General features: G+C 64.4%; 21 protein-coding genes. 5 read left to right on the top strand and 16 right to left on the bottom strand.

What is annotated here, in order from left to right:
* Nucleotides 1-701 (top strand): 2-C-methyl-D-erythritol 2,4-cyclodiphosphate synthase (gene ispF / locus LXM94_RS01630; RefSeq protein ID WP_235769405.1); only part of this gene is annotated, 701 nt, incomplete at its 5' end.
* Nucleotides 702-703: 2 nt separating this feature from the next.
* On the top strand, nt 704-1,201 hold the full coding sequence (locus LXM94_RS01625) for a CinA family protein (protein WP_235769479.1): 498 nt from the start codon (nt 704-706) through the stop codon (nt 1,199-1,201).
* A 181-nt stretch (nt 1,202-1,382) separates the two neighbouring features.
* Here the strand turns inward: LXM94_RS01625 and LXM94_RS01620 are convergent, their stop codons facing one another.
* The 14 genes from LXM94_RS01620 to LXM94_RS01555 form a co-directional block, all read right to left on the bottom strand.
* On the bottom strand, nt 1,383-2,207 hold the full coding sequence (locus tag LXM94_RS01620) for a hypothetical protein (protein ID WP_235769404.1): 825 nt from the start codon (nt 2,205-2,207) through the stop codon (nt 1,383-1,385).
* 100 nt (nt 2,208-2,307) lie between these two features.
* Nucleotides 2,308-2,760 (bottom strand): type II toxin-antitoxin system RatA family toxin, encoded by a 453-nt coding sequence (locus tag LXM94_RS01615; RefSeq protein ID WP_235769403.1) that lies wholly within the window; start codon nt 2,758-2,760, stop codon nt 2,308-2,310.
* Between the two features lie 9 nt (nt 2,761-2,769).
* Nucleotides 2,770-3,342 (bottom strand): P-loop NTPase family protein, encoded by a 573-nt coding sequence (locus tag LXM94_RS01610; protein WP_235769402.1) that lies wholly within the window; start codon nt 3,340-3,342, stop codon nt 2,770-2,772.
* Nucleotides 3,343-3,414: 72 nt separating this feature from the next.
* Nucleotides 3,415-4,389 carry a lipoyl synthase gene (gene lipA, locus LXM94_RS01605; RefSeq protein WP_235769401.1) on the bottom strand — a complete coding sequence of 325 codons (975 nt, stop codon included), beginning with the start codon at nt 4,387-4,389 and terminating at the stop codon, nt 3,415-3,417.
* 169 nt (nt 4,390-4,558) lie between these two features.
* Entirely contained in the window at nt 4,559-6,004 is a 1,446-nt protein-coding gene (lpdA, locus tag LXM94_RS01600; RefSeq protein ID WP_235769400.1) for a dihydrolipoyl dehydrogenase, read from the bottom strand.
* Between the two features lie 89 nt (nt 6,005-6,093).
* A complete protein-coding gene (locus LXM94_RS01595) occupies nt 6,094-6,354 on the bottom strand; it encodes a YdcH family protein (RefSeq protein ID WP_235769399.1) in 261 nt (86 codons plus the stop codon).
* Nucleotides 6,355-6,421: 67 nt separating this feature from the next.
* Nucleotides 6,422-7,063, bottom strand: a complete 642-nt coding sequence (locus LXM94_RS01590; RefSeq protein ID WP_235769398.1) for an SGNH/GDSL hydrolase family protein — start codon at nt 7,061-7,063, stop codon at nt 6,422-6,424.
* A complete protein-coding gene (locus LXM94_RS01585; protein WP_235769397.1) occupies nt 7,060-7,719 on the bottom strand; it encodes a pYEATS domain-containing protein in 660 nt (219 codons plus the stop codon). Before LXM94_RS01585 ends, LXM94_RS01590 begins: the two co-directional genes overlap by 4 nt.
* The gene (locus LXM94_RS01580) at nt 7,719-9,050 is read right to left on the bottom strand and encodes a pyruvate dehydrogenase complex dihydrolipoamide acetyltransferase (protein WP_235769396.1); all 1,332 of its coding nucleotides are present in this window, start codon (nt 9,048-9,050) and stop codon (nt 7,719-7,721) included. The genes LXM94_RS01585 and LXM94_RS01580 overlap by 1 nt, the downstream gene beginning before the upstream one ends.
* 15 nt (nt 9,051-9,065) lie before the next feature.
* Complete coding sequence (locus LXM94_RS01575; protein ID WP_235769395.1) at nt 9,066-10,463, bottom strand: pyruvate dehydrogenase complex E1 component subunit beta; 1,398 nt, start codon at nt 10,461-10,463, stop codon at nt 9,066-9,068.
* A gap of 19 nt (nt 10,464-10,482) precedes the next feature.
* Nucleotides 10,483-11,529, bottom strand: a complete 1,047-nt coding sequence (gene pdhA / locus LXM94_RS01570) for a pyruvate dehydrogenase (acetyl-transferring) E1 component subunit alpha (protein ID WP_235769394.1) — start codon at nt 11,527-11,529, stop codon at nt 10,483-10,485.
* Between the two features lie 148 nt (nt 11,530-11,677).
* Complete coding sequence (locus LXM94_RS01565; RefSeq protein WP_235769393.1) at nt 11,678-11,986, bottom strand: FtsB family cell division protein; 309 nt, start codon at nt 11,984-11,986, stop codon at nt 11,678-11,680.
* Nucleotides 11,987-12,076: 90 nt separating this feature from the next.
* Nucleotides 12,077-13,114, bottom strand: a complete 1,038-nt coding sequence (locus LXM94_RS01560) for a TAXI family TRAP transporter solute-binding subunit (protein WP_235769392.1) — start codon at nt 13,112-13,114, stop codon at nt 12,077-12,079.
* 31 nt (nt 13,115-13,145) lie between these two features.
* Entirely contained in the window at nt 13,146-14,171 is a 1,026-nt protein-coding gene (locus LXM94_RS01555) for a coiled-coil domain-containing protein (RefSeq protein ID WP_235769391.1), read from the bottom strand.
* Nucleotides 14,172-14,318: 147 nt separating this feature from the next.
* Between LXM94_RS01555 and hspQ the strand changes: the two genes are divergently transcribed.
* A complete protein-coding gene (hspQ, locus tag LXM94_RS01550; RefSeq protein WP_235769390.1) occupies nt 14,319-14,651 on the top strand; it encodes a heat shock protein HspQ in 333 nt (110 codons plus the stop codon).
* A 91-nt stretch (nt 14,652-14,742) separates the two neighbouring features.
* On the opposite strand, the gene LXM94_RS01545 is transcribed toward hspQ, so the two are convergent.
* Complete coding sequence (locus LXM94_RS01545; protein ID WP_235769389.1) at nt 14,743-15,372, bottom strand: invasion associated locus B family protein; 630 nt, start codon at nt 15,370-15,372, stop codon at nt 14,743-14,745.
* 331 nt (nt 15,373-15,703) lie between these two features.
* Here LXM94_RS01545 and LXM94_RS01540 point away from each other — a divergent pair, with 331 nt between their 5' ends.
* Nucleotides 15,704-17,515 carry an extracellular solute-binding protein gene (locus LXM94_RS01540; RefSeq protein ID WP_235769388.1) on the top strand — a complete coding sequence of 604 codons (1,812 nt, stop codon included), beginning with the start codon at nt 15,704-15,706 and terminating at the stop codon, nt 17,513-17,515.
* 112 nt (nt 17,516-17,627) lie between these two features.
* Nucleotides 17,628-18,299, top strand: coding sequence for a DsbA family oxidoreductase (locus LXM94_RS01535; RefSeq protein ID WP_235769387.1), 672 nt, complete (start codon nt 17,628-17,630; stop codon nt 18,297-18,299).
* A gap of 23 nt (nt 18,300-18,322) precedes the next feature.
* Here the strand turns inward: LXM94_RS01535 and LXM94_RS01530 are convergent, their stop codons facing one another.
* Nucleotides 18,323-18,967 (bottom strand): glutathione S-transferase family protein, encoded by a 645-nt coding sequence (locus LXM94_RS01530; protein WP_235769386.1) that lies wholly within the window; start codon nt 18,965-18,967, stop codon nt 18,323-18,325.
* Between the last annotated feature and the right edge of the window lie 4 nt (nt 18,968-18,971).

Below are 18,971 nucleotides of genomic sequence, written 5' to 3'. Positions count from 1 at the left end.
CCCAGACGCCCCAGTCGTTCCATTTCCAGACGATCCTCGACGCGCACCGGCGCGCCGCCGCGGCCGGCCGCGACGACTTCACCGACGATGCGGCGATCGCCGAATGGGCGGGCATTCCCGTCCGGCTGATCGAGGGCACGGCCGGCAACGTCAAGCTCACCCTGCAGAAGGACATCGCCATGGCCGACGCACGGCTTTCGAGCCCCCTCCCCGACGTGCGCACCGGCAACGGCTACGACGTGCACCAGCTTGTCGCAGGCGACGGCGTCACGCTCTGCGGCGTCTTCATCCCGCACGACCAGGCGCTTCTGGGCCATTCCGACGCCGACGTCGCACTGCATGCCCTGACCGATGCCCTGCTTGCGACCTGCGGCGCCGGCGATATCGGCGACCACTTCCCGCCCTCCGACCCTCGGTGGAAGGGCGCCGCCTCGCGGATATTCCTCGAACACGCAGCCAGGATCGTGCGGGACAATGGCGGCACCATCATGAATGCCGACGTCTCGCTGATCGCCGAGGCGCCGAAGGTCGGGCCGCATCGTGAAGCGATGCGCCGGAACCTTTCCGATTTCCTCGGCATTGCGCTCGAACGCTGCTCCGTCAAGGCGACGACGAACGAGAAGATCGGCTTCGTCGGCCGGCGCGAGGGCATCGCGGCGATCGCCACGGCGACCGTCGTCTACAGGAAGGACGATTCATGAGCATCTGGCCCGAGGATATCGAAGAGGCGGCAAAACGGATCGTCGCCGATTTCACAGAGCGCAAGCTGATGATCGCGACCGCCGAATCCTGCACGGCGGGCCTCATCGCCGGCGCGATCACCGAGGTCGCCGGTTCCTCCACCGTCTTCGACCGCGGCTTCATCACCTATTCCAACCACGCCAAGCAAGAGATGCTGGGTGTCTCCCGCGATACGCTCGAAGCGCATGGCGCGGTCTCGCGCCCGACGGCAATCGAGATGGCCGAAGGGGCGATCCGGCATTCGGAGGCGAACATCTCGGTTGCGGTGACGGGTATTGCCGGCCCCGGCGGCGGCTCGGCCGAAAAACCGGTCGGCCTCGTGCATCTCGCCGCCGCCCGCGCGGGCCATGCAACATTGCAGCGGGAAATGCGCTACGGCGATATCGGCCGTCAGCAGGTGCGGCTCGCCACGCTGCGCACGGCATTCGAGATGCTGCGGGAGGCGGCTTCGCTCGAATAGCGGGGCTGTTTCGGCAGCGTCAGGCAGAAGCCCGCATGGTCGGCGAAGTCCTTTACCGCGGCCTCGCCGCTTTCCGCTCCCACCGGGACCAGCCGTCGGAAAGGAAAGTGGCTTACCGCGGTCCGCAACAGGGCGGCCCGCGCCTCGCGCAAACCCGGCGCTGGAACAGTGCGCAAACTCGCTAGTTCGGACAAAGCGTGAAGACGCTCATGTTGAACTGGCCTTGCGCGAGGGCCTTGTCCTGCCAGAAGACCTTGCCCTCCGACAGGAACTGCGTCCCCATCAGGGCGTCCGGACCTGCCCGCTGCGCTTCCGCGAGCGCCTTGTATTCCGCCGTCTCGCGCTTTTCCGCGATACATTTGGCGAAGGCCGGGATCTTTGTCGACCGCACCGTATATTGCGCCAGGAAATCGCCCGAGCTCAGCGCCGTGCCCCGTTCCATCGCCGCCACGCGCCGTGCGGCCGCGAGCGACAGGTCCATGTCGAGCGTTTCGATATAGAAGCGGTCGCCTTCCCAGGGATCCGTGTCATCAGGACCGTAGCCCTCGCGCCGGTAGCGCTTGCCGACCACCTTGGTGTCACCGAGCGTGGAGGCGACAAGCGCGACAACGGTCAGCCGGAACGCCCCTTCCCGCTCCGTCTTCTGGTCCTTGAAGAGCGGCGGCAGGTTTGTTTCGCGATCGTCGATGCGCACTTCCTCGCCGACCTTCACCGCCGTCGGGTCCGGCGTGTAGGCGTGGCGATTGTTGAAGAAGTGGAGGAAACTCGCCTCGCGTTGCGGAAAAAAGGCCCGGTCCACATAGACGGCCTCCTTCGGTAGGCCGCCGTCGCTCGATTCGGTGACGAGCTGCACGCCGGGTCCGAGCCGATAGGTGCCGGCGACCGGCCGGCCGTCCTTGTCGAGCAGAAGGATGTAGCTGCCCGGCTTTTCGCCATCGTCGCCCGCCGCCGCCGCCAGGGCGAATGCGAAAAAGGCGGCAGCAAAGGTCAGGGCGCGCATCAACATGAACGTCTGACGAAGAGCAAACCGAAAAAATTCGCGACCGCGGCCGTTTTCCACATCCCGCGCCATAAACGCGAGCAGCGCGGGCACGCGATCAGAAACGTCAGGCCGTCCTGTAGATCGTCGCCGCCCGCTTCTCGAACGCCTCCGTGAACATGCGGAAGGCGCGGTCGAACATCGAGCCCATCAGCGCACCGAGGATGCGGCTCTTGAACTCGTAGTCGATGAAGAAATGCACCGAGCAGGTCCCGTCAGGCAGCGCCTCGAAGCGCCAGCGGTTGTCGAGATAGCGGAACGGCCCGTCGAGATACTTGACGTCGATCGCCCGTTCGGCTGCGTTCAGCAGCACCTGTGTCGTGAAGGTCTCGCGGATCGCCTTGTAGCCGACGGTCATGTCGGCGACGAGCAGTTCCCTGCCGTCGCGCGCCTTGCGCGAGCGCACGGTCAGTCCCTCGCAGAGCGGCAGAAACTCCGGATAGCGCTCAACATCGGCGACGAGCGCGTACATCTGGTCTGGCGTATGGGGAACGGGCCTGCGGGTTTCGAACTGGGGCATGGCCGAGAGCTAAGTGGGCGCGCCGAGAAGATCAAGAAGGCAGTGCATTTCCGCGTGGCTTTTCAGCTGCAAAACCGGAATGTCCGGTCCATGTCTCTGCAATTGCGCCACGAGATGCGGGGCGAAGCGCTTCTCGAAATGCCAGATGTAAGACAGGAATTCCCGGTCCGGAATTTGCTCGACGCAACCCGGCGCCATGTCCGGCCGGGTCTTGCCCCGATAGCGGAAACCGCGTCTCGCTACGCCGAGCAGACATCGCCAGCGTGAAATACGCACCCAAAGCACCATCTGCGCCCGCGGCACCCTGAGATCGAAGGTCGACGAACCGCTGCCATCCATGAGCCAACGGTCCCGGGCCACGGTTTCGGGGATCAGCGCCCTCTCCTCCGCCTTGTCGCGCTTTACCCAGCCCGGCAGCCAATAGAACTCACGATCCATGGAAACATAGGGAAGGTCGAGATAGTCGCAGATCCGGCGCGACAGTGTGCTCTTGCCGCCGCCGGAACATCCGATGACCATGATGCGCTCCGCATGACGCAAAATGTCGGCAGCTCGGCGCAGATCGTCGATGGAAGCCGGCACCGCTTATCTCCGCTCGCAAACCAAAAACGCGGCGAAAATCGCCGCGGTTTCTGAAAAATGCAAGCAGGGATTTTACTCCGCCGCCAGTAGCTTCTTCTCCCGCGCCGCCCGCAGCCGGGCGAAATCGTCGCCGGCGTGGTGCGACGAGCGGGTCAGCGGGCTCGACGAGACCATCAGGAAGCCCTTGCTGTAGGCGACGGTCTCGTAGGACTTGAACTCCTCCGGGGTGACGAATTTTTCGACCTTGTGGTGCTTGCGCGTCGGCTGGAGGTACTGGCCGATGGTCAGGAAATCGACGTCGGCGGTGCGCAGGTCGTCCATGAGCTGGAGCACTTCGTTGCGCTCCTCGCCGAGACCCACCATGATGCCGGACTTGGTGAACATGGTCGGGTCCAGTTCCTTGACGCGCTGCAAAAGCCGGATCGAGTGGAAGTAGCGCGCACCCGGCCGGACCGTCAGGTAGTTGCCGGGCACGGTCTCCATATTGTGGTTGAAGACGTCGGGCCTGGCGGCGACGACCCGTTCGAGCGCACCGGGCTTCTTCAGGAAGTCCGGCGTCAGGATCTCGATCGTCGTTGCCGGCGAGGCGGCGCGGATCGCCCATATCACCTTCTCGAAGTGCTCGGCACCGCCGTCCGCCAGATCGTCGCGGTCGACCGAGGTGATGACGACGTGCGACAGGCCCATCTGCCTGACGGCCTTGGCGACGTTTTCCGGCTCGTCCATGTCGAGCGCGTTCGGCTTGCCGGTCGCCACGTTGCAGAAGGCGCAGGCCCGCGTACAGATCTCGCCCATGATCATGAAGGTGGCGTGTTTCTTGTCCCAGCACTCGCCGATATTCGGGCAGCCCGCCTCCTCGCAGACCGTCACCAGCTTGTGGGCGCGCACGAGGTCCCGCGTTTCCTGGTAGCCCTTCGACACCGGCGCGCGCACGCGGATCCATTCCGGCTTGCGCAGCACCTCGGTGTCAGGCCGGTTGGCCTTTTCCGGATGCCGCACGCGCTTGGCGTCGGGCGTGAGATTGGTACGGTCGAGAATGGTGACCATGACTATTCCACTTTTCCTCGCGAAGCCCCCTCATCCGCCTGCCGGCACCTTCTCCCCGATGGGGAGAAGACGAAGAATGAGACGTTTGCGGCGATCCCCTTCTCCCCGCGGGGAGAAGGTGGCCCAAAGGGCCGGATGAGGGGGCGCCGCGAGCGCTTCGATAACACGTTCAAGCGTTCAGCGCACGTCCATAGGCGTCGAGCACGCTTTCCTTCAGCGTCTCCGAGATCGTCGGATGCGGGAAGATCGTGTGCATCAGCTCTTCCTCGGTCGTCTCGAGGTTCATCGCGACGACGAAGCCCTGGATGAGTTCGGTGACCTCCGCGCCGACCAGATGGGCGCCCAGCAGTTCACCGGTCTTCCTGTCGAAGATCGTTTTGACGAGCCCCTGGTCCTCGCCGAGCGCGATCGCCTTGCCGTTGGCGACGAAGGGGAAGCGGCCGACGCGGATGTCGCGGCCCTGTTCCTTGGCCTTCGCTTCCGTCAGGCCGACCGAGGCGACCTGCGGGTGGCAATAGGTGCAGCCGGGGATTTTCGCCTTGTCCATCGGGTGAACATTCGCGACGCCGGCGATCTTCTCGATGCAGATGACGGCCTCATGCTCGGCCTTGTGGGCGAGCATCGGGGGACCTGCGACATCGCCGATGGCGTAGATGCCGGCAACATTGGTCTTGCCGTAGCCGTCGATGGCGATGAAGCCGCGGTCGGTCTTCACGCCGAGCGCCTCGAGACCGATATTCTCGATATTCGCCTGCACGCCGACGGCGGAGATCATGCGGTCGGCGGTGATCTTCTCGACCTTGCCGTCCTTCATCTCGACATGGGCGGTGATGGAATTGGCACCCTTCTCCACCTTGGCGACCTTCGCCTCCAGATGAATCTTCATGCCCTGCTTCTCGAACTGCTTCTTGGCGAGGCCCGAGATTTCCGCGTCCTCGACCGGCATCACCGTCTTCATCACCTCGACGACCGTCACGTCGACGCCCATGGTGCGATAGAAGGAAGCGAACTCGATGCCGATGGCGCCCGAGCCCATGACGAGCAGCGACTTCGGCATCTCTTCGGGCTTCATCGCTTCGAAATAGGTCCAGATCAGCTTGCCGTCCGGCTCGATGCCGGGCAGCGCACGCGGCCGGGCGCCGGTGGCGATGACGATATGCTTGGCCGTATAGGTGCCCTCGGGCAGAACGGTCTTCGGCAGCGGCGCCTGCGGCTGCTGGATCGCCTTCGTCGTCTTCGACACGACGATCTCGCCGGGCTTCACGATCTTCGCCTCGCCCCAGATGATGTCGACCTTGTTCTTCTTCATCAGGAAGCCGACGCCGCCGTTCATGCGCGCCGCAATGCCGCGCGAGCGGGCGACGATCGCCTTCAGGTCCGGGGTGACGGAACCCTCGATCCTGATGCCGTAGTCGCCCGGATGTTTCGCGTAGTGAAGGATCTCGGCGGAGCGCAGCAGCGCCTTGGTCGGGATGCAGCCCCAGTTGGAGCAGATTCCGGCCAGGTGTTCGCGCTCGACGATCGCGGTTTTCAGGCCGAGTTGCGCGGCCCGGATCGCGGCGATGTAGCCGCCCGGGCCCGAACCGATAACGATGACGTCGTAGGCATTCGACATGAGCGCTTCCACTCCTTCCTTTGTTTCCCGCGATCCGCTGACGCGCAGGCGGTGTCTTTTTCGAGGAGTGGAAGCGCTGCCCCCGCCCCTCAGGGAAGCTCTTCGACCGTTTCCGGCCGCGCGAGCATTCCGTAGATTTCGTCCTTGAGCCGCATCCGCTCCTTGCGCATCTCCGCCATGCGGAAGTCGTCGGCGGGCTCGATGTCCGTCTCGGCGCGGTGGATCGCCAGGTTCACCGCCTGATATTCATCCGTTATCCGGTGGAAGTGGCCGTCGACCGCGCGCAGATGGCGGATCTTGGCCACGTGTTCCGGAAAGTCCTCGGCCAGTTGGTGCGGCGTGTTCGACATGGTCCATCTCCCTTGTTCGGTGATGGTGTCAGCCTAGCCCGCCGCGCCGCCTGCTCCTTGATCCCTGTCAAAGCCCGAGCATCATGCGCACGACCGGCTCGATACCCCCGCCGACCGCCCGTGTGTTTGCCGCGTCGAGATGCACCCCGTCAAGCGGCGTCGTCCGGGCGACCGATCCCGCGTCGAAGAAGCCGCAGCCGGTTTCGTCGGCGAGGTCCGCATAAAGCGTCGCCAGCATCGCCGACTGCTCGACGCCGCCGGCAAACATCGCCGCAAAGGCCGTGTTCGCCGTCTCGCAGAGCGGCGGCGGCGAAACGATCAGGATCTCCGGCCCCTCCTCCCGGTCGACCGACCACGCATGATGGCGCACCAGGTCCACCAGCCGCTCCATGCCCCGCACGGCGCCGAAGGCCGTGCCGCAGACCGCCGGCTTCATGTCGTTGGCGCCGAGCATCAGGATGACGAGGTCGAGCGGATCGTGGCTGTGCAGGATCGTCGGCAGGACGCGGGCACCATTGCGGTCGCAATCCGCCAGATGATCGTCATAGGCGGTGGTGCGGCCGTTCAGCCCCTCCGCGATGACGGTCACCTCCGGCCCCAGCGCCTTCGCCAGAACGCTCGGCCAGCGATCGGTGAAGTCATGCCGGTCGAGCGTTTCCGCGCTGTAGCCCCAGGTGAGACTGTCACCGTAGCAGAGGACTGTTTTCATACAGATCGACCTGCATCGTAGTCGTTTACATTCGGATCGAACATGTACCCAGTGCCTTCAAAATCTAGGTACCTATTGACTATGACGGAACTTCCGTCGTGAAAATTTATCCTTGCCTCACACAAGGTAGGGCCGTAGGCTGTAGTCCTAACAGCAAATCCATTTTTTGAATTTTTTACAATGTACTTTGACCCATTTAGAGAAATATCATCGCCAAAATACTTTCCGAAATAGTATTCTACTTCCCTTATTTCATTTAAAGCTCCATACGTCTTGTGAGTAACAAGATAAACTGAAATATCGTACAATGAAAATTTCGTCTTAGGATGCACGTCCCCGGTTTCGATAGCTCTATGCACCAGAAATATATTTTTCTGTGACTGGTATAAATTAGTACGTGTAGTCAACATGAGATCATCGGCGGCTACTCGCTCATACACCGAGCTGTCAGCCAAGGGAAAATTCCCAAGCGTAATGCCGTGAAGCTCCAAGTCACCGTATTTTACGGACGCCCCACGATCAATCTGGCGCTTTACCGCATAAAACACGTTCAGTATTGGCTTATTAAACCACCATACAAACCCAAGTAGGGTCGCTGGCCAAGCGAACTCAGCCAGCACTTTCAAAAGTTCTATAACTGCTGTCCAGCAGCCCATTAAACCAGCATCCCCATCGGGTTCTCGATGTAGCGCTTGAAGGCGCCGAGCAGTTCGGCGCCGAGCGCGCCGTCGACGCAGCGGTGGTCGGTCGAGAGCGTCACGGTCATCGCGTTGACGATCACCATCTGCTTGTTCTTGACGACGACCCGCTCCGTGCCGGCGCCGACCGCAAGGATCGTCGCATGCGGCGGATTGACGACGGCGGCGAAGTTGGAGACGCCCATCATGCCCATGTTGGAGACGGCGGTGGTGCCGCCCTGGTATTCCTCGGGCTTCAGCTTGCGTTCCTTCGCCCGCTTGCCGAGGTCCTTCATCTCGTTGGAGATCGCCGACAGGCTCTTCGTCTCGGCTTTGCGGATGATCGGCGTGATCAGGCCGCCGGGGATCGACACGGCGACGCCGACATCGGCATGCTTGTGCTTGACCATGTTGCTGTCGGTCCAGGAGACGTTGGCATCCGGCACGTCACGCAACGCCAGCGCCATGGCCTTGATCACCATGTCGTTGACCGAGAGCTTGTAGGCCGGCTTGCCGTCCCTTTCGGGGGCGGCCGCGTTGATCTGGGCCCGCAGCGCCAGCAGCGCGTCGAGCTCGACATCGACCGAGACGTAGAAATGCGGGATTGTCTGCTTGGATTCCTGCAGGCGCTTGGCAATGGTCTTGCGCATGCCGTCATGCGGCACGAGCTCGTAGGAACCTGCCTCGAACAGCTTGAGCACGGCCTCCTCCGACATGCCCTTGGGGGCGGCGGCGGGAGCTGCGGCCGCGACGGCCGGGGCAGCGGCGGCGGGTTTTGCACCGCCGGACGCGACCGCCTTCTCGACGTCGCTCTTGACGACGCGGCCGTGCGGGCCGGAACCCGTGATCGCCTTGATGTCGATGCCGGCATCCTTGGCGATACGGCGGGCGAGCGGCGAGGAGAAGAGGCCGTTGCCGACACGGGGCGGGCTGCCGGCAGCCTGCGCGGGCTCGGAAACAGCAGCGGCCGGGACTGCGGCAGGCTTTTCGGCTTCCTTCGGCGTTTCGGCCTTCGGGGTCTCGGCCTTTGCGGCGCCACCGCCGGCAGCGGCGGCGCCCACATCTTCACCGTCGGCAGCCAGGATGGCGATCAGCGTGTTGACCTTGACGCCTTCCGAGCCGGCGGGCACGACGATCTTCGCCACCGTTCCCTCGTCGACGGCTTCGACTTCCATCGTCGCCTTGTCGGTCTCGATCTCGGCGATGACGTCGCCGGATTTCACCGTGTCGCCTTCCTTGACGAGCCACTTGGCGAGGTTGCCCTCTTCCATGGTGGGTGACAGGGCAGGCATCGTGATGTTGATCGGCATGTCTCCGCCCTCCCCTTATTTGTAGCAGACGGTCTTCACCGCCTGCACGACTTCGCCGACATTCGGCAGCGCGAGCTTCTCGAGGTTCGCGGCATAGGGCATCGGAACGTCCTTGCCGGCGATCGTCAGGATCGGCGCGTCGAGATAGTCGAAGGCCTGCTGCATGACGCGGGTCGCGATCTCGGTGCCGACGGAGGACTGCGGATAGCCTTCCTCGACGGTGACGAGGCGGCCGGTCTTCTTGACCGATTCGATGACGGTCGGCAGGTCCATCGGGCGAATGGTGCGAAGGTCGATCAGTTCGACGTCGATGCCGTCCTTTTCGAGCTCGGCGATCGCCTTCAGCGCATAGGTCATGCCGATGCCGAAGGAGACGACGGTGACGTCGCTGCCCGTCTTGTGGATGCGCGCCTTGCCGATCGGCAGCACGAAATCGTCCATCTTCGGTACGTCGAAGCTCTGACCGTAGAGGATTTCGTTTTCGAGGAAGATGACCGGGTTCGGGTCGCGGATCGCGGCTTTCAGCAGGCCCTTCGCGTCGGCCGCCGTATAGGGCATGACGACCTTGAGGCCCGGGATCTGGCTGTACCAGGCGGCATAGCACTGCGAATGCTGGGCGGCGACGCGGGCGGCAGCGCCGTTCGGGCCACGGAAGACGATCGGCGCGCCCATCTGGCCGCCGGACATGTAGAGCGTCTTGGCGGCGGAGTTGATGATCTGGTCGATCGCCTGCATGGCGAAGTTGAAGGTCATGAACTCGACGACGGGCTTCAGGCCGGTCATCGCCGCGCCGACGCCGACGCCGGCAAAGCCGTGTTCGGTGATCGGCGTATCGATGACGCGCCTGGCGCCGAATTCCTGCAGCAGCCCTTGCGTGATCTTGTAGGCGCCCTGGTATTCGGCGACTTCCTCGCCCATGACGAAGACGTCGCCGTCGCGGCGCATCTCTTCCGCCATGGCGTCGCGCAGCGCCTCGCGCACGGTGGTCGTGACCATTTCGGTGCCGGCCGGAATGTCCGGATCGGAGGCGGCATCCACCTTCGGCGCCGCCGGGACCGGTGCGGAAGCAGAACCCTGCGCCGTCGGCTTCTCGGCCTCTTCGACCTTCGGCATCGCCGCATCCGGCTGTTTTTCGGCAGCCTTCGGGGCGGCCATCGCATCGGCGCTCTCGCCGTCCTGCAGGAGAACCGCGATCGGCGTGTTGACCTTGACGGCCTCGGTGCCGGCGGCGATCAGGATCTTGCCGATCACGCCTTCATCGACCGCTTCCACTTCCATCGTCGCCTTGTCGGTCTCGATCTCGGCGATCACGTCGCCGGAGGCAACCTTGTCGCCCTCGTTCTTGAGCCACTTCGAGAGCGTGCCCTCCTCCATCGTCGGAGACAGGGCGGGCATGAGGATTTCCACTGGCATTCTTCGTCCCTCCCCGGATTTAAAGCAGGATGTCGGTGTAGAGCTCGGATACATCCGGCTCCGGATCGGACTGGGCGAAATCGGCACTGTCGGCGACGACATCGCGGACATCCTTGTCGATCTGCTTCAACTCGTCCTCGCTTGCCCACTGCTTCTCGAGGATGCGCGCCTTCACCTGCTCGATCGGGTCGTGCTCGGAGCGCATCTTCTGCACCTCGTCCTTCGAGCGGTATTTCGCAGGATCCGACATCGAGTGACCGCGATAGCGGTAGGTCAGCATTTCGAGGATCATCGGGCCCTTGCCGGTGCGGCAGTGCTCGACAGCCTCGTCGGCGGCAGCCTTCACCGCACGCACGTCCATGCCGTCGACCTGGTGGCCGGGAATGCCGAAGGAGGCGCCGCGCTGCGAGAAATCGGTCTGGGCGGAGGCGCGCGACACGGCGGTGCCCATGGCGTAGCGGTTGTTCTCGATGATGTAGATGACCGGCAGCTTCCACAGGGCCGCCATGTTGAAGCTTTCGTAGACCTGGCCCTGGTTGGCCGCGCCGTCGCCGAAATAGGCGAGCGAGACATTGTCGTTCTCGCGGTAGCGGTTGGCGAAGGCGAGACCGGTGCCGAGCGACACCTGGGCGCCGACGATGCCATGGCCGCCGTAGAAGTTCTTCTCCTTGGAGAACATGTGCATGGAGCCGCCCTTGCCCTTCGACAGGCCGCCGCGGCGTCCGGTGAGCTCCGCCATCACGCCGCGCGCGCTCATGCCGCAGGCGAGCATGTGGCCGTGGTCGCGGTAGCCGGTGATGACCTGGTCGCCGTCCTTCAGCGCCATCTGCATGCCGACGACGACGGCCTCCTGGCCGATATAGAGGTGACAGAAGCCGCCGATGAAGCCCATGCCGTAAAGCTGGCCGGCCTTCTCCTCGAAACGCCGGATCAGCAGCATCTCGCGATAGGCCTTGAGGTCGTCATCCTTGGAAAAGTCGGCGATGGTGCCGCCGTTGAAGTCTTTCTTTGCAGGCTTGGCCGCCGATTTGCGGCTGGACGTGGACGCGGTTTTGCGCGGAGCCATTCGTTCCTCCCCATAGTTTGCCTTTGGACCGAACCATAGGGGAGAATGCACCCATCAGCAATGCCATATTTGCATGGCTTGTATTCCGCACAAATACATGATTTTGCAAAACAAAATACGATTAACTCATTTTCGGTTAATCACATTATTAATGAAATATGACGATCTCGTCGCTTCGCGACATGTTGAGCGCGAAGCGGGCCTTCTCGTCCAGCATGTCGCGTTCCAGCGAGCCGTCGCTCATCAGCGCCACCTCCTGCTCCAGCGTCTTGCGCTGCTGCACGAGGATGTCGAGCCGCGCCTGACGTTCGACCCGCCGGTGCTCGAACTCCTCCATGGCCTTCAGACCGAAGTCGCCATGCAGCGAATGATAGCCGAAATAGCAAAGGAACGCGACCGTGACGGTCGGCAGGACGAGACGGCCGAGCCGCCGCTTCTTATGATGTCTGGTCCACATGCACGTGCCCCGATACGCAATACCGGGCCAGTCTAGGCGACAGAGATTAACCGTCCGTTGACCATGCCGGGCCATCGGCGCGCAAAGGCGTCATTGCTGCTTCAGGCGCTGCTTCAGGAGGTTCAGATATTCCTCGTTGCTGTCGTCCGCGCCGCCGTCGGCGGCCGGAACCGGGGCGGCGCAGGCCGGCTTGTAGTCGAGCGCCATGCCCGCCTTGACGCAGACGCCGACCTGCCAGCCGGGCGGTAGCGCGGTAAGGTCGACGGTCTTCCATTTCGGATGGCCGGTCTGCTTCAGGCCCTCCAGATTGTTGAGGATGAGGCTCGAGAAGTCGGAGACGGTCCTGCAGCTCTCCCGGTGATAGGCGTTGCGCTTGAGGTCGTAGTCGTAGGTCATCATCACCGCCTTGACGGCGATCACGTCGACCGGTGTCTGCTGGAAGGAATAGGTGCCGGCCTCGATGCGCGACGGCGTGTAGGTTGCGAGCAGCGGCGCCTCGGTGATCGGCACCAGGTGGAAACGATTGCCGTCGATCGCACCGCCGCCGAAGAGCGCGGCCGGCGCACCCGCCACGTAGAAGAAGGCATCGATCTCCCCCGAAAGCAGCTTCGGCAGCGCGACGTCCGGATTGTCCGGCACCCGCACCGCATCCGTGACCTGCAGGATGTCGAGGATCAGCGACGCCGTCAGGAAGGTGCCGCTGTCCTTGACGCCGATCGCCACCTTCCTGCCGGCGAGGTCCTTCATCGTGGCGATGTCCTTCTTCGCCAGGACATGGATCTCCTCGTTGTAGAGCGGGAACATGATGCGCACGCCCCTGACCGCCTGCTGCACCTCCGGGTCGTTCGCCTCGAAGGTCTTCAGATATTCGAGCACGTCGCTCTGGACGATGCCGAACTGCGTGTTGCGCCGGTTGCGCACGCCGACGAAGTTCTCAAGCGAGCCTGCGCTTTCGACGACGGTCAGCGGCAGGCCGCATTTTTCGCCGAGAGCGGCGATGTCGCGGCCGATCTTGATATAGGTGCCCTGCGGCCCGCCGGTCATGATGTTGCGCTCGAAGGCGGCGGCGCCGGTCGCCGCGCTCCAGATGAGCGCGATGGACAGTGCAAGCAGTCTGATCACGGTCATTCCCGTCTCCCGATTTTGCCGTCCTGCCGCGTCAGCAATCGCTGTCGAGGTCCCGCATGAGGTTGCGCAGCGCCAGCACCGGCACCCGGTCGAAAACGGCATCGAGCGCCGCCGTCACGCATTCGCCGTCGACAAGCCCGCGTTCGAGGCGGGTCAGATCGCCCGACGAGAGGCGCGCCAGCCCCGGCGCCTTGCCGAGCGCGCGCTTAACCAGTGCCGCATCGCGCGGATTCTGCGTGTCGGCCGGCGTGCGGTCGACCGGCGCGGGCTTCATGCCGCTGTCGTCCGGCCGGCTCGGCGTCGCGTCGGCCGTGCTGCGCTCGGCCTGCCGCAGCCGCTCCGCCAGCGCCCGGTTCTCGTTGCGCAGATCGTCCAGCCTGCGCTGCCGTTTGGCAAGCTCGGATTCGAGCGCGGGAATATCGCGCTCCTTCAGGGCCGCGAGTTCGCTCCCCAGCCGGTCCCGCTCCGTCGTGATGCGCCGCAGGTCCGTGTCGAGGCGCGCGAGGCGTTCGGCGTCGGCTGCGCGGCGGCCGTCGCGCCGGCTGGCCTCGAGGGCGCGTTCGCTCTCGGCAAGCCGCGCCTGGAGATCGGAAAGACGGGCGCGGCCCTGGTCAAGTTGCTGTGCAAGGTCCGACCGCGCGGCTTCCGCCTCCCGCGCCGCGCGCTGCGCCGCGCGCAGGTCGGCCTCGAGGGCCGGAACGGTCTCCTGCCGCAGCCGGACATTGTCCGCCTGCAGCACGGCCTCCGACGTGTCGATGCTCCGGCGCAACGCCTCGACCTGGCGGCGGAGCGCCGCATTGTCCTCGGCAAGCTTTTCGCGCGCGCCGGAGCGATCCTCCGCCGTATCCCGGAGCCGCGCGATTTCGGCAGTCAGTTCGCTGACGCGCGCCTCGCTTTCGGCGGCAAGATTGCGCGCATCGAAGCTCTGCAGCGTGCGCACCGCGCCGTAGCCGCCGGCGGCGCCGATCGCGAGGCTGGCGACGATGGCGAGCACGCTCGTGCCGGATCCCGTCCTGCCGCCCGCGCCGCCTCCGCTCCTGCCCCACTGGTTTGACACCGTTGGTCTGCTCCTCTGTCAGCGCCGTTCAAGCGGGGTACGATGAAAACCGCCTGTGCGCAAGCATGCCGCCTCACGCAGCAGTGACACTCTATCTATTGATGTTTTTGCCAACTTTCCCACATATAAGTGGAAAGGAAGTGCGCCATGAAGATGAGAAACGCCAAATTTGCGATCGGCGATGTGGTCCGGCACCGGATTTTCCCGTTCCGGGGCGTCGTCTTCGACGTGGACCCCGAATTCGCCAATACCGAGGAGTGGTGGAATGCCATTCCGGCGGAAATCAGGCCGAACAAGGACCAGCCCTTCTACCATCTCTTCGCCGAGAACGACGAGTCGGAATATGTGGCCTATGTCTCGGAGCAGAACCTCGTGGCGGACGACAGCGGCCAGCCGCTGCGCCATCCGCAGGTCCGCGCCCTGATGGTGCCCGCCGACCGGGGCTACCAGTGGAAGGTGGAAGCGATCCACCTGCACTGACCCCCGGCTCCCGTCCCGGGATCCAAAGAAAAACCCGGCCGCGGAAGCGCGCCGGGTTTTGCCGTCTCGATCGTTTCGTTCAGCCGGAGGCCTACTGCTGTTCCTTGGCGGCCTTCTGGGCCTCTTCCAGCTTCTTGCGGGCTTCCTCGGCCTTCTTCTGCATCTCTTCCTGCAGCAGCCGCTGGCGCTCCTCGAGCTTCGACTGCTCGATCGGCTCGCCGTCGAAGGCGCCGGTGAAGCCGTTCAGCGACATCTTGATCGGGTTCGGCGCGCGCTGGAAGTTGACGGAGGTGAAGACCACCTCGCCGCCCTTCTTGAGGTTGCCAAGCATCTGGTCGGTCAGCAGGACTTCGGCGACGCACTTGTCGGGCATGCAGATCGCGTAGTCGAGTTTCTGGGCCTTGCCGCCGTCGATCTGCATCTGGATGCCCGACGGGATCAGGCGGGCGCTCGGAACCGAAACCTGCATGATGCGGCGGTTCACCTTGCCCTGGACGGTGATCAGGCCGACGGCCGTGATGAGCTGGCCGTTGTTGGCCATCATCAGATTCTGCACGATGCAGACGTCGTTGTCTTCCTGCTTGGTGCAGACCTTGAACCAACCCTGCGGCGGCCGCCCTGCCTGCTGCGCCGCGGCCGCGGTCGGCAGCGCGCCGGCAGCCATTGAAACTGCAAGCGCGGAAAGCAGGGCCTGCCTGGTGAAGATCGATGTGAAGGTCATTGTCTGGTTCCGTCTCCTGAAGTCCGGTACCGGGCGAAGTCGTGCCCAGAGTGATGGGGTCAGCCGTGCGCTCTCCTGTCGGCTAAATGAGGCATTTGCATGACCCGGTTCGGGTCATCCTGTTACAATGCGCCGCGGCGGATTTCCAGCCCTTCCCGTCGCTTTTCGCCGGCCTTTCGGGGCCTGGTCATGCTTTTCCGGCCGGGGATCGGGAGACCGCCCGGCCTTCGGCGTCCGCGAGGCTGCAAAGGCGGCGCGGAGGGTTCCGTCACCGCCGAGTTCGTATAGATTGGATGGGAATCATTCCCAGGATTTCGAAAGGATAGGAACCTTGCGGATCGTCCTCTCGGCCTTCGTCGCCGGCCTCGTCGCAACCCTGCCGTTTTCCGCCCTCGCCGCCCCCGTCCATGCGATCGCCATGCACGGCGAACCGGCGCTGCCGGCGGAGTTCAAGCATTTCCCCTACGTCAATCCGGACGTGAAGAAAGGCGGACGCATCGCCTACGGCGTCGTCGGCACCTTCGACAGCCTCAATCCCTTCATCCTGAAAAGCATGCGCACCACGGCGCGCGGCATGCTCGATCCGGAATTCGGCAATCTCGTCTACGAATCGCTGATGCAGCGCTCGCGCGACGAGCCCTTCACCATGTACGGCCTGCTCGCCGAGACGGTCGAGTGGGACGAGGACCGCACCTTCATCCAGTTCAACCTCAATCCCAAGGCGCGCTGGGCGGACGGCAAGCCGGTGACGCCCGAGGACGTCATGTTCACCTTCGAACTCTTCCGCGACAAGGGACGCGCCCCCTTCAGCCAGCGCCTGTCGCTCGTCGAGACGATGGAAAAAGTCGGCGAGCACGGCGTGCGCTTCACCTTCAACGACAAGGCCGACCGCGAGACGCCGATGATCTTCGCGCTGTCGCCCGTCCTGCCGAAACATCTGGTCGATCCGGAAACCTTCGACCGCACGACGCTCGAATTCCCGGTCGGCTCCGGCCCCTACACGGTCAAGGAGGTCAAGCCGGGCGAAAAGATCGTCTACGCACGCGATCCGGACTATTGGGGCAAGGACCTGCCGTCCAAGGTCGGCTTCGACAATTACGACGAGATTTCGGTCGAATATTTCCTGCAGGAAAGCACCCTGTTCGAGGCCTTCAAGAAGGGCGTCGTCGACGTCTACCAGGAGGGCAGCCCGACGAAATGGGCGCGCGGCTACGATTTTCCGGCGGTCGCCAGCGGCGCTGTCGTCAAGGACACCTTCACGCCGAAGGTGCCGTCCGGCATGCTCGGCTTCGTCTTCAACACGCGCCGGCCGATGTTCGCCGACCAACGGCTGCGCAAGGGCCTGACGCTCGCCTTCGACTTCGAATGGGTGAACAAGAACCTGTTCGAGGGTGCCTACAGGCGAACAGAGAGCTACTGGCAGAATTCCGACCTCTCCGCCCTCGGCGTGCCGGCAAGCGCAGCCGAGAAGGCGCTGATGGGCGACGGGGTGAAGGCCGTCGATCCCGACATTCTCGACGGAAGCTACCGCCTGCCCGTCACCGACGCGTCCGGCCGCGACCGCAAGGTTTTGAAGCAGGCGCTCGACCTCATCCGCGCCGCCGGCTACGCGATCAGGGACGGCAGGATGGTGGATGCCGCCGGCAAGCCGCTTGCCTTCGACATCATGACGCAGAATGCCGACCAGGAAAAACTGGCGCTCGCCTACCAGCGCTTCCTCGCCCAGCTCGGCATCCGCGTCGGCGTGCGCACGGTCGACGATTCGCAGTATCAGAGCCGCTCGCAGACCTTCGACTACGACGTCATCATGAAGGCCTTCCCGTCGTCGCTCTCGCCCGGCATCGAGCAGGCACTGCGCTGGCGCTCCGACACGCGCGACGTCGAGGGCAGCCAGAATTTCGCGGGCGTCGCCGATCCGAACGTCGACCGGATGGTCGACGCCGTGTTGTCGGCCCGCACGGCGGAAGGCTTCCAGGCGGCGGTGCGCGGCCATGACCGCATGCTGCTTTCCGGCTACTATCTCGTGCCGCTCTATCATCTCGGCGAACAGTGGGTGGCGCGGCAGAAGCATATCGGCCGGCCGGAAGAGACGCCGCTCTACGGCTACCAGTTTCCGGTCTGGTGGGACGAGCGCGCCCAGTGAGCGGCGAGGCCGTGCGGGGCGCTGGTTCGGCGGAGCGCATTGATTCGCGCGGCGGCTGCGCCTATCTCCGCACCCTGACGGCAGGAACCGCAGCAACGGAAAGGATGAACCGATGGAAGCCGTAACGATCGACCTCGTCTCCGACGTGGTCTGCCCCTGGTGCTACCTCGGCAAGAAGCGCCTCGAACAGGCGCTGGCGCAGGTCTCGGGCGAAGTCCGCGCCGCCGTCACCTTCCGGCCCTACCAGCTCAACCCGGACATGCCGCTTGAAGGAAAGAACCACAAGGCCTGGCTCACCGAGAAGTTCGGCAGCCGCGAGGCCGTCGACCAGGCCCACCAGCGGCTGGCGGCCCTCGGCCACGAGGCGGGCATCGCCTTCGATTTCGACGCCGTCGAGAAGAGCCCCAACACGCTCGACGCCCATCGCCTGATCCGCTGGGCGATGATCGAGGGACCGGACGTCCAGGCAAAGGTGGCGAGCAGCCTGTTCAAGGCCTATTTCGAGGATGGCAGGGATGTCGGCGACCGCACGGTGCTGCTCGACATCGCCGAGGCGAGCGGCATGGACCGCGCCGTCGTCTGCGCGCTGTTTTCCGCCGGCGCCGATATCGATTCGGTCAAGGAGGAGATCGGCATGGCGCGCGAGATGGGCATTACCGGCGTGCCCTGTTTCATCCTCGACAATCAATACGCGGTGGTGGGCGCGCAGTCGGTGGAAACGCTCGCCGGCGCGCTGCGCGAAATCGCGGCGCTGAAGCGCAAGCAAAAGGCGGCGGCCGTCTGAAACGCCGTTCTTGCGCCGTGGCGTCAGGCGAGCGCAGCGGCGACGGACGGGCGCGTTCTGAGCCTCTCCCACCATTCGCCGAGCGCCGGGAACTCACCGAGCATGGCCGCCCCGTCCGGCGCCTGCGTAAAATAGTCGAAGATCGGTGCCGCATGCAGGTCGGCAAGCGACAGGTCCGGGCCGGCAAGCCGGCGTGAGCCGCCCGAAAGTGCCGCAAGCGCGTCGAGAAACACGCGCGCCTGCGAGAGACCGGCGGCAATCCGCGCCTCGTCGGCGGCCGCCCCCTCCGCCGCGCGCAGCACCCGCTCGACATAGACGTCCCAGACCATCGGCCGGTAGGCGTAGTTGTCGAGCATGGCGACGATCTGGTTCATCCGCGCCCGTTCCCTGAGCCCGGCGGGCTGCAGCGACGGGCCTGGAAAGGCCTCGTCGACATAGCGCGCGATCGCGCTCGTCTCGTGAAGCCGGAAACCGTCATGCTCGAAGGCCGGAATGCGGCCAAAGGGATGGCGCGACAGGTAGTCGGCCGAAAGCCCGTCCTCGGCGAAGACGTCGACCGGCACGAGGCCGCACGCAACGCCCTTTTCGCCGAGCACGGCGAGCACGATGCGCACATAGACGCTGTAGCGCGCGCCGAACAGCGTGACCGGTGCTGCCGTTTCCGCCATCGCC

Source organism: Rhizobium alarense (assembly GCF_021555155.1).
Classification (GTDB): domain Bacteria; phylum Pseudomonadota; class Alphaproteobacteria; order Rhizobiales; family Rhizobiaceae; genus Rhizobium_D; species Rhizobium_D alarense.
The sequence above is the reverse complement of the archived record's forward strand: the minus strand, read 5'-3'. Positions and strand labels throughout refer to the sequence as shown.

Coding starts and splice junctions, on each gene's coding strand:
- LXM94_RS01620 (WP_235769404.1), bottom strand. CDS start 2,207: ATGTTGATGCGCGCCCTGACCTTTGCTGCCGCCTTTTTCGCATTCGCC.
- LXM94_RS01615 (WP_235769403.1), bottom strand. CDS start 2,760: ATGCCCCAGTTCGAAACCCGCAGGCCCGTTCCCCATACGCCAGACCAG.
- lipA (WP_235769401.1), bottom strand. CDS start 4,389: ATGGTCACCATTCTCGACCGTACCAATCTCACGCCCGACGCCAAGCGC.
- lpdA (WP_235769400.1), bottom strand. CDS start 6,004: ATGTCGAATGCCTACGACGTCATCGTTATCGGTTCGGGCCCGGGCGGC.
- LXM94_RS01595 (WP_235769399.1), bottom strand. CDS start 6,354: ATGTCGAACACGCCGCACCAACTGGCCGAGGACTTTCCGGAACACGTG.
- LXM94_RS01590 (WP_235769398.1), bottom strand. CDS start 7,063: ATGAAAACAGTCCTCTGCTACGGTGACAGTCTCACCTGGGGCTACAGC.
- LXM94_RS01585 (WP_235769397.1), bottom strand. CDS start 7,719: ATGGGCTGCTGGACAGCAGTTATAGAACTTTTGAAAGTGCTGGCTGAG.
- LXM94_RS01580 (WP_235769396.1), bottom strand. CDS start 9,050: ATGCCGATCAACATCACGATGCCTGCCCTGTCACCCACCATGGAAGAG.
- LXM94_RS01575 (WP_235769395.1), bottom strand. CDS start 10,463: ATGCCAGTGGAAATCCTCATGCCCGCCCTGTCTCCGACGATGGAGGAG.
- pdhA (WP_235769394.1), bottom strand. CDS start 11,529: ATGGCTCCGCGCAAAACCGCGTCCACGTCCAGCCGCAAATCGGCGGCC.
- LXM94_RS01565 (WP_235769393.1), bottom strand. CDS start 11,986: ATGTGGACCAGACATCATAAGAAGCGGCGGCTCGGCCGTCTCGTCCTG.
- LXM94_RS01560 (WP_235769392.1), bottom strand. CDS start 13,114: ATGACCGTGATCAGACTGCTTGCACTGTCCATCGCGCTCATCTGGAGC.
- hspQ (WP_235769390.1), top strand. CDS start 14,319: ATGAAGATGAGAAACGCCAAATTTGCGATCGGCGATGTGGTCCGGCAC.
- LXM94_RS01545 (WP_235769389.1), bottom strand. CDS start 15,372: ATGACCTTCACATCGATCTTCACCAGGCAGGCCCTGCTTTCCGCGCTT.
- LXM94_RS01535 (WP_235769387.1), top strand. CDS start 17,628: ATGGAAGCCGTAACGATCGACCTCGTCTCCGACGTGGTCTGCCCCTGG.
- LXM94_RS01530 (WP_235769386.1), bottom strand. CDS start 18,967: ATGGCGGAAACGGCAGCACCGGTCACGCTGTTCGGCGCGCGCTACAGC.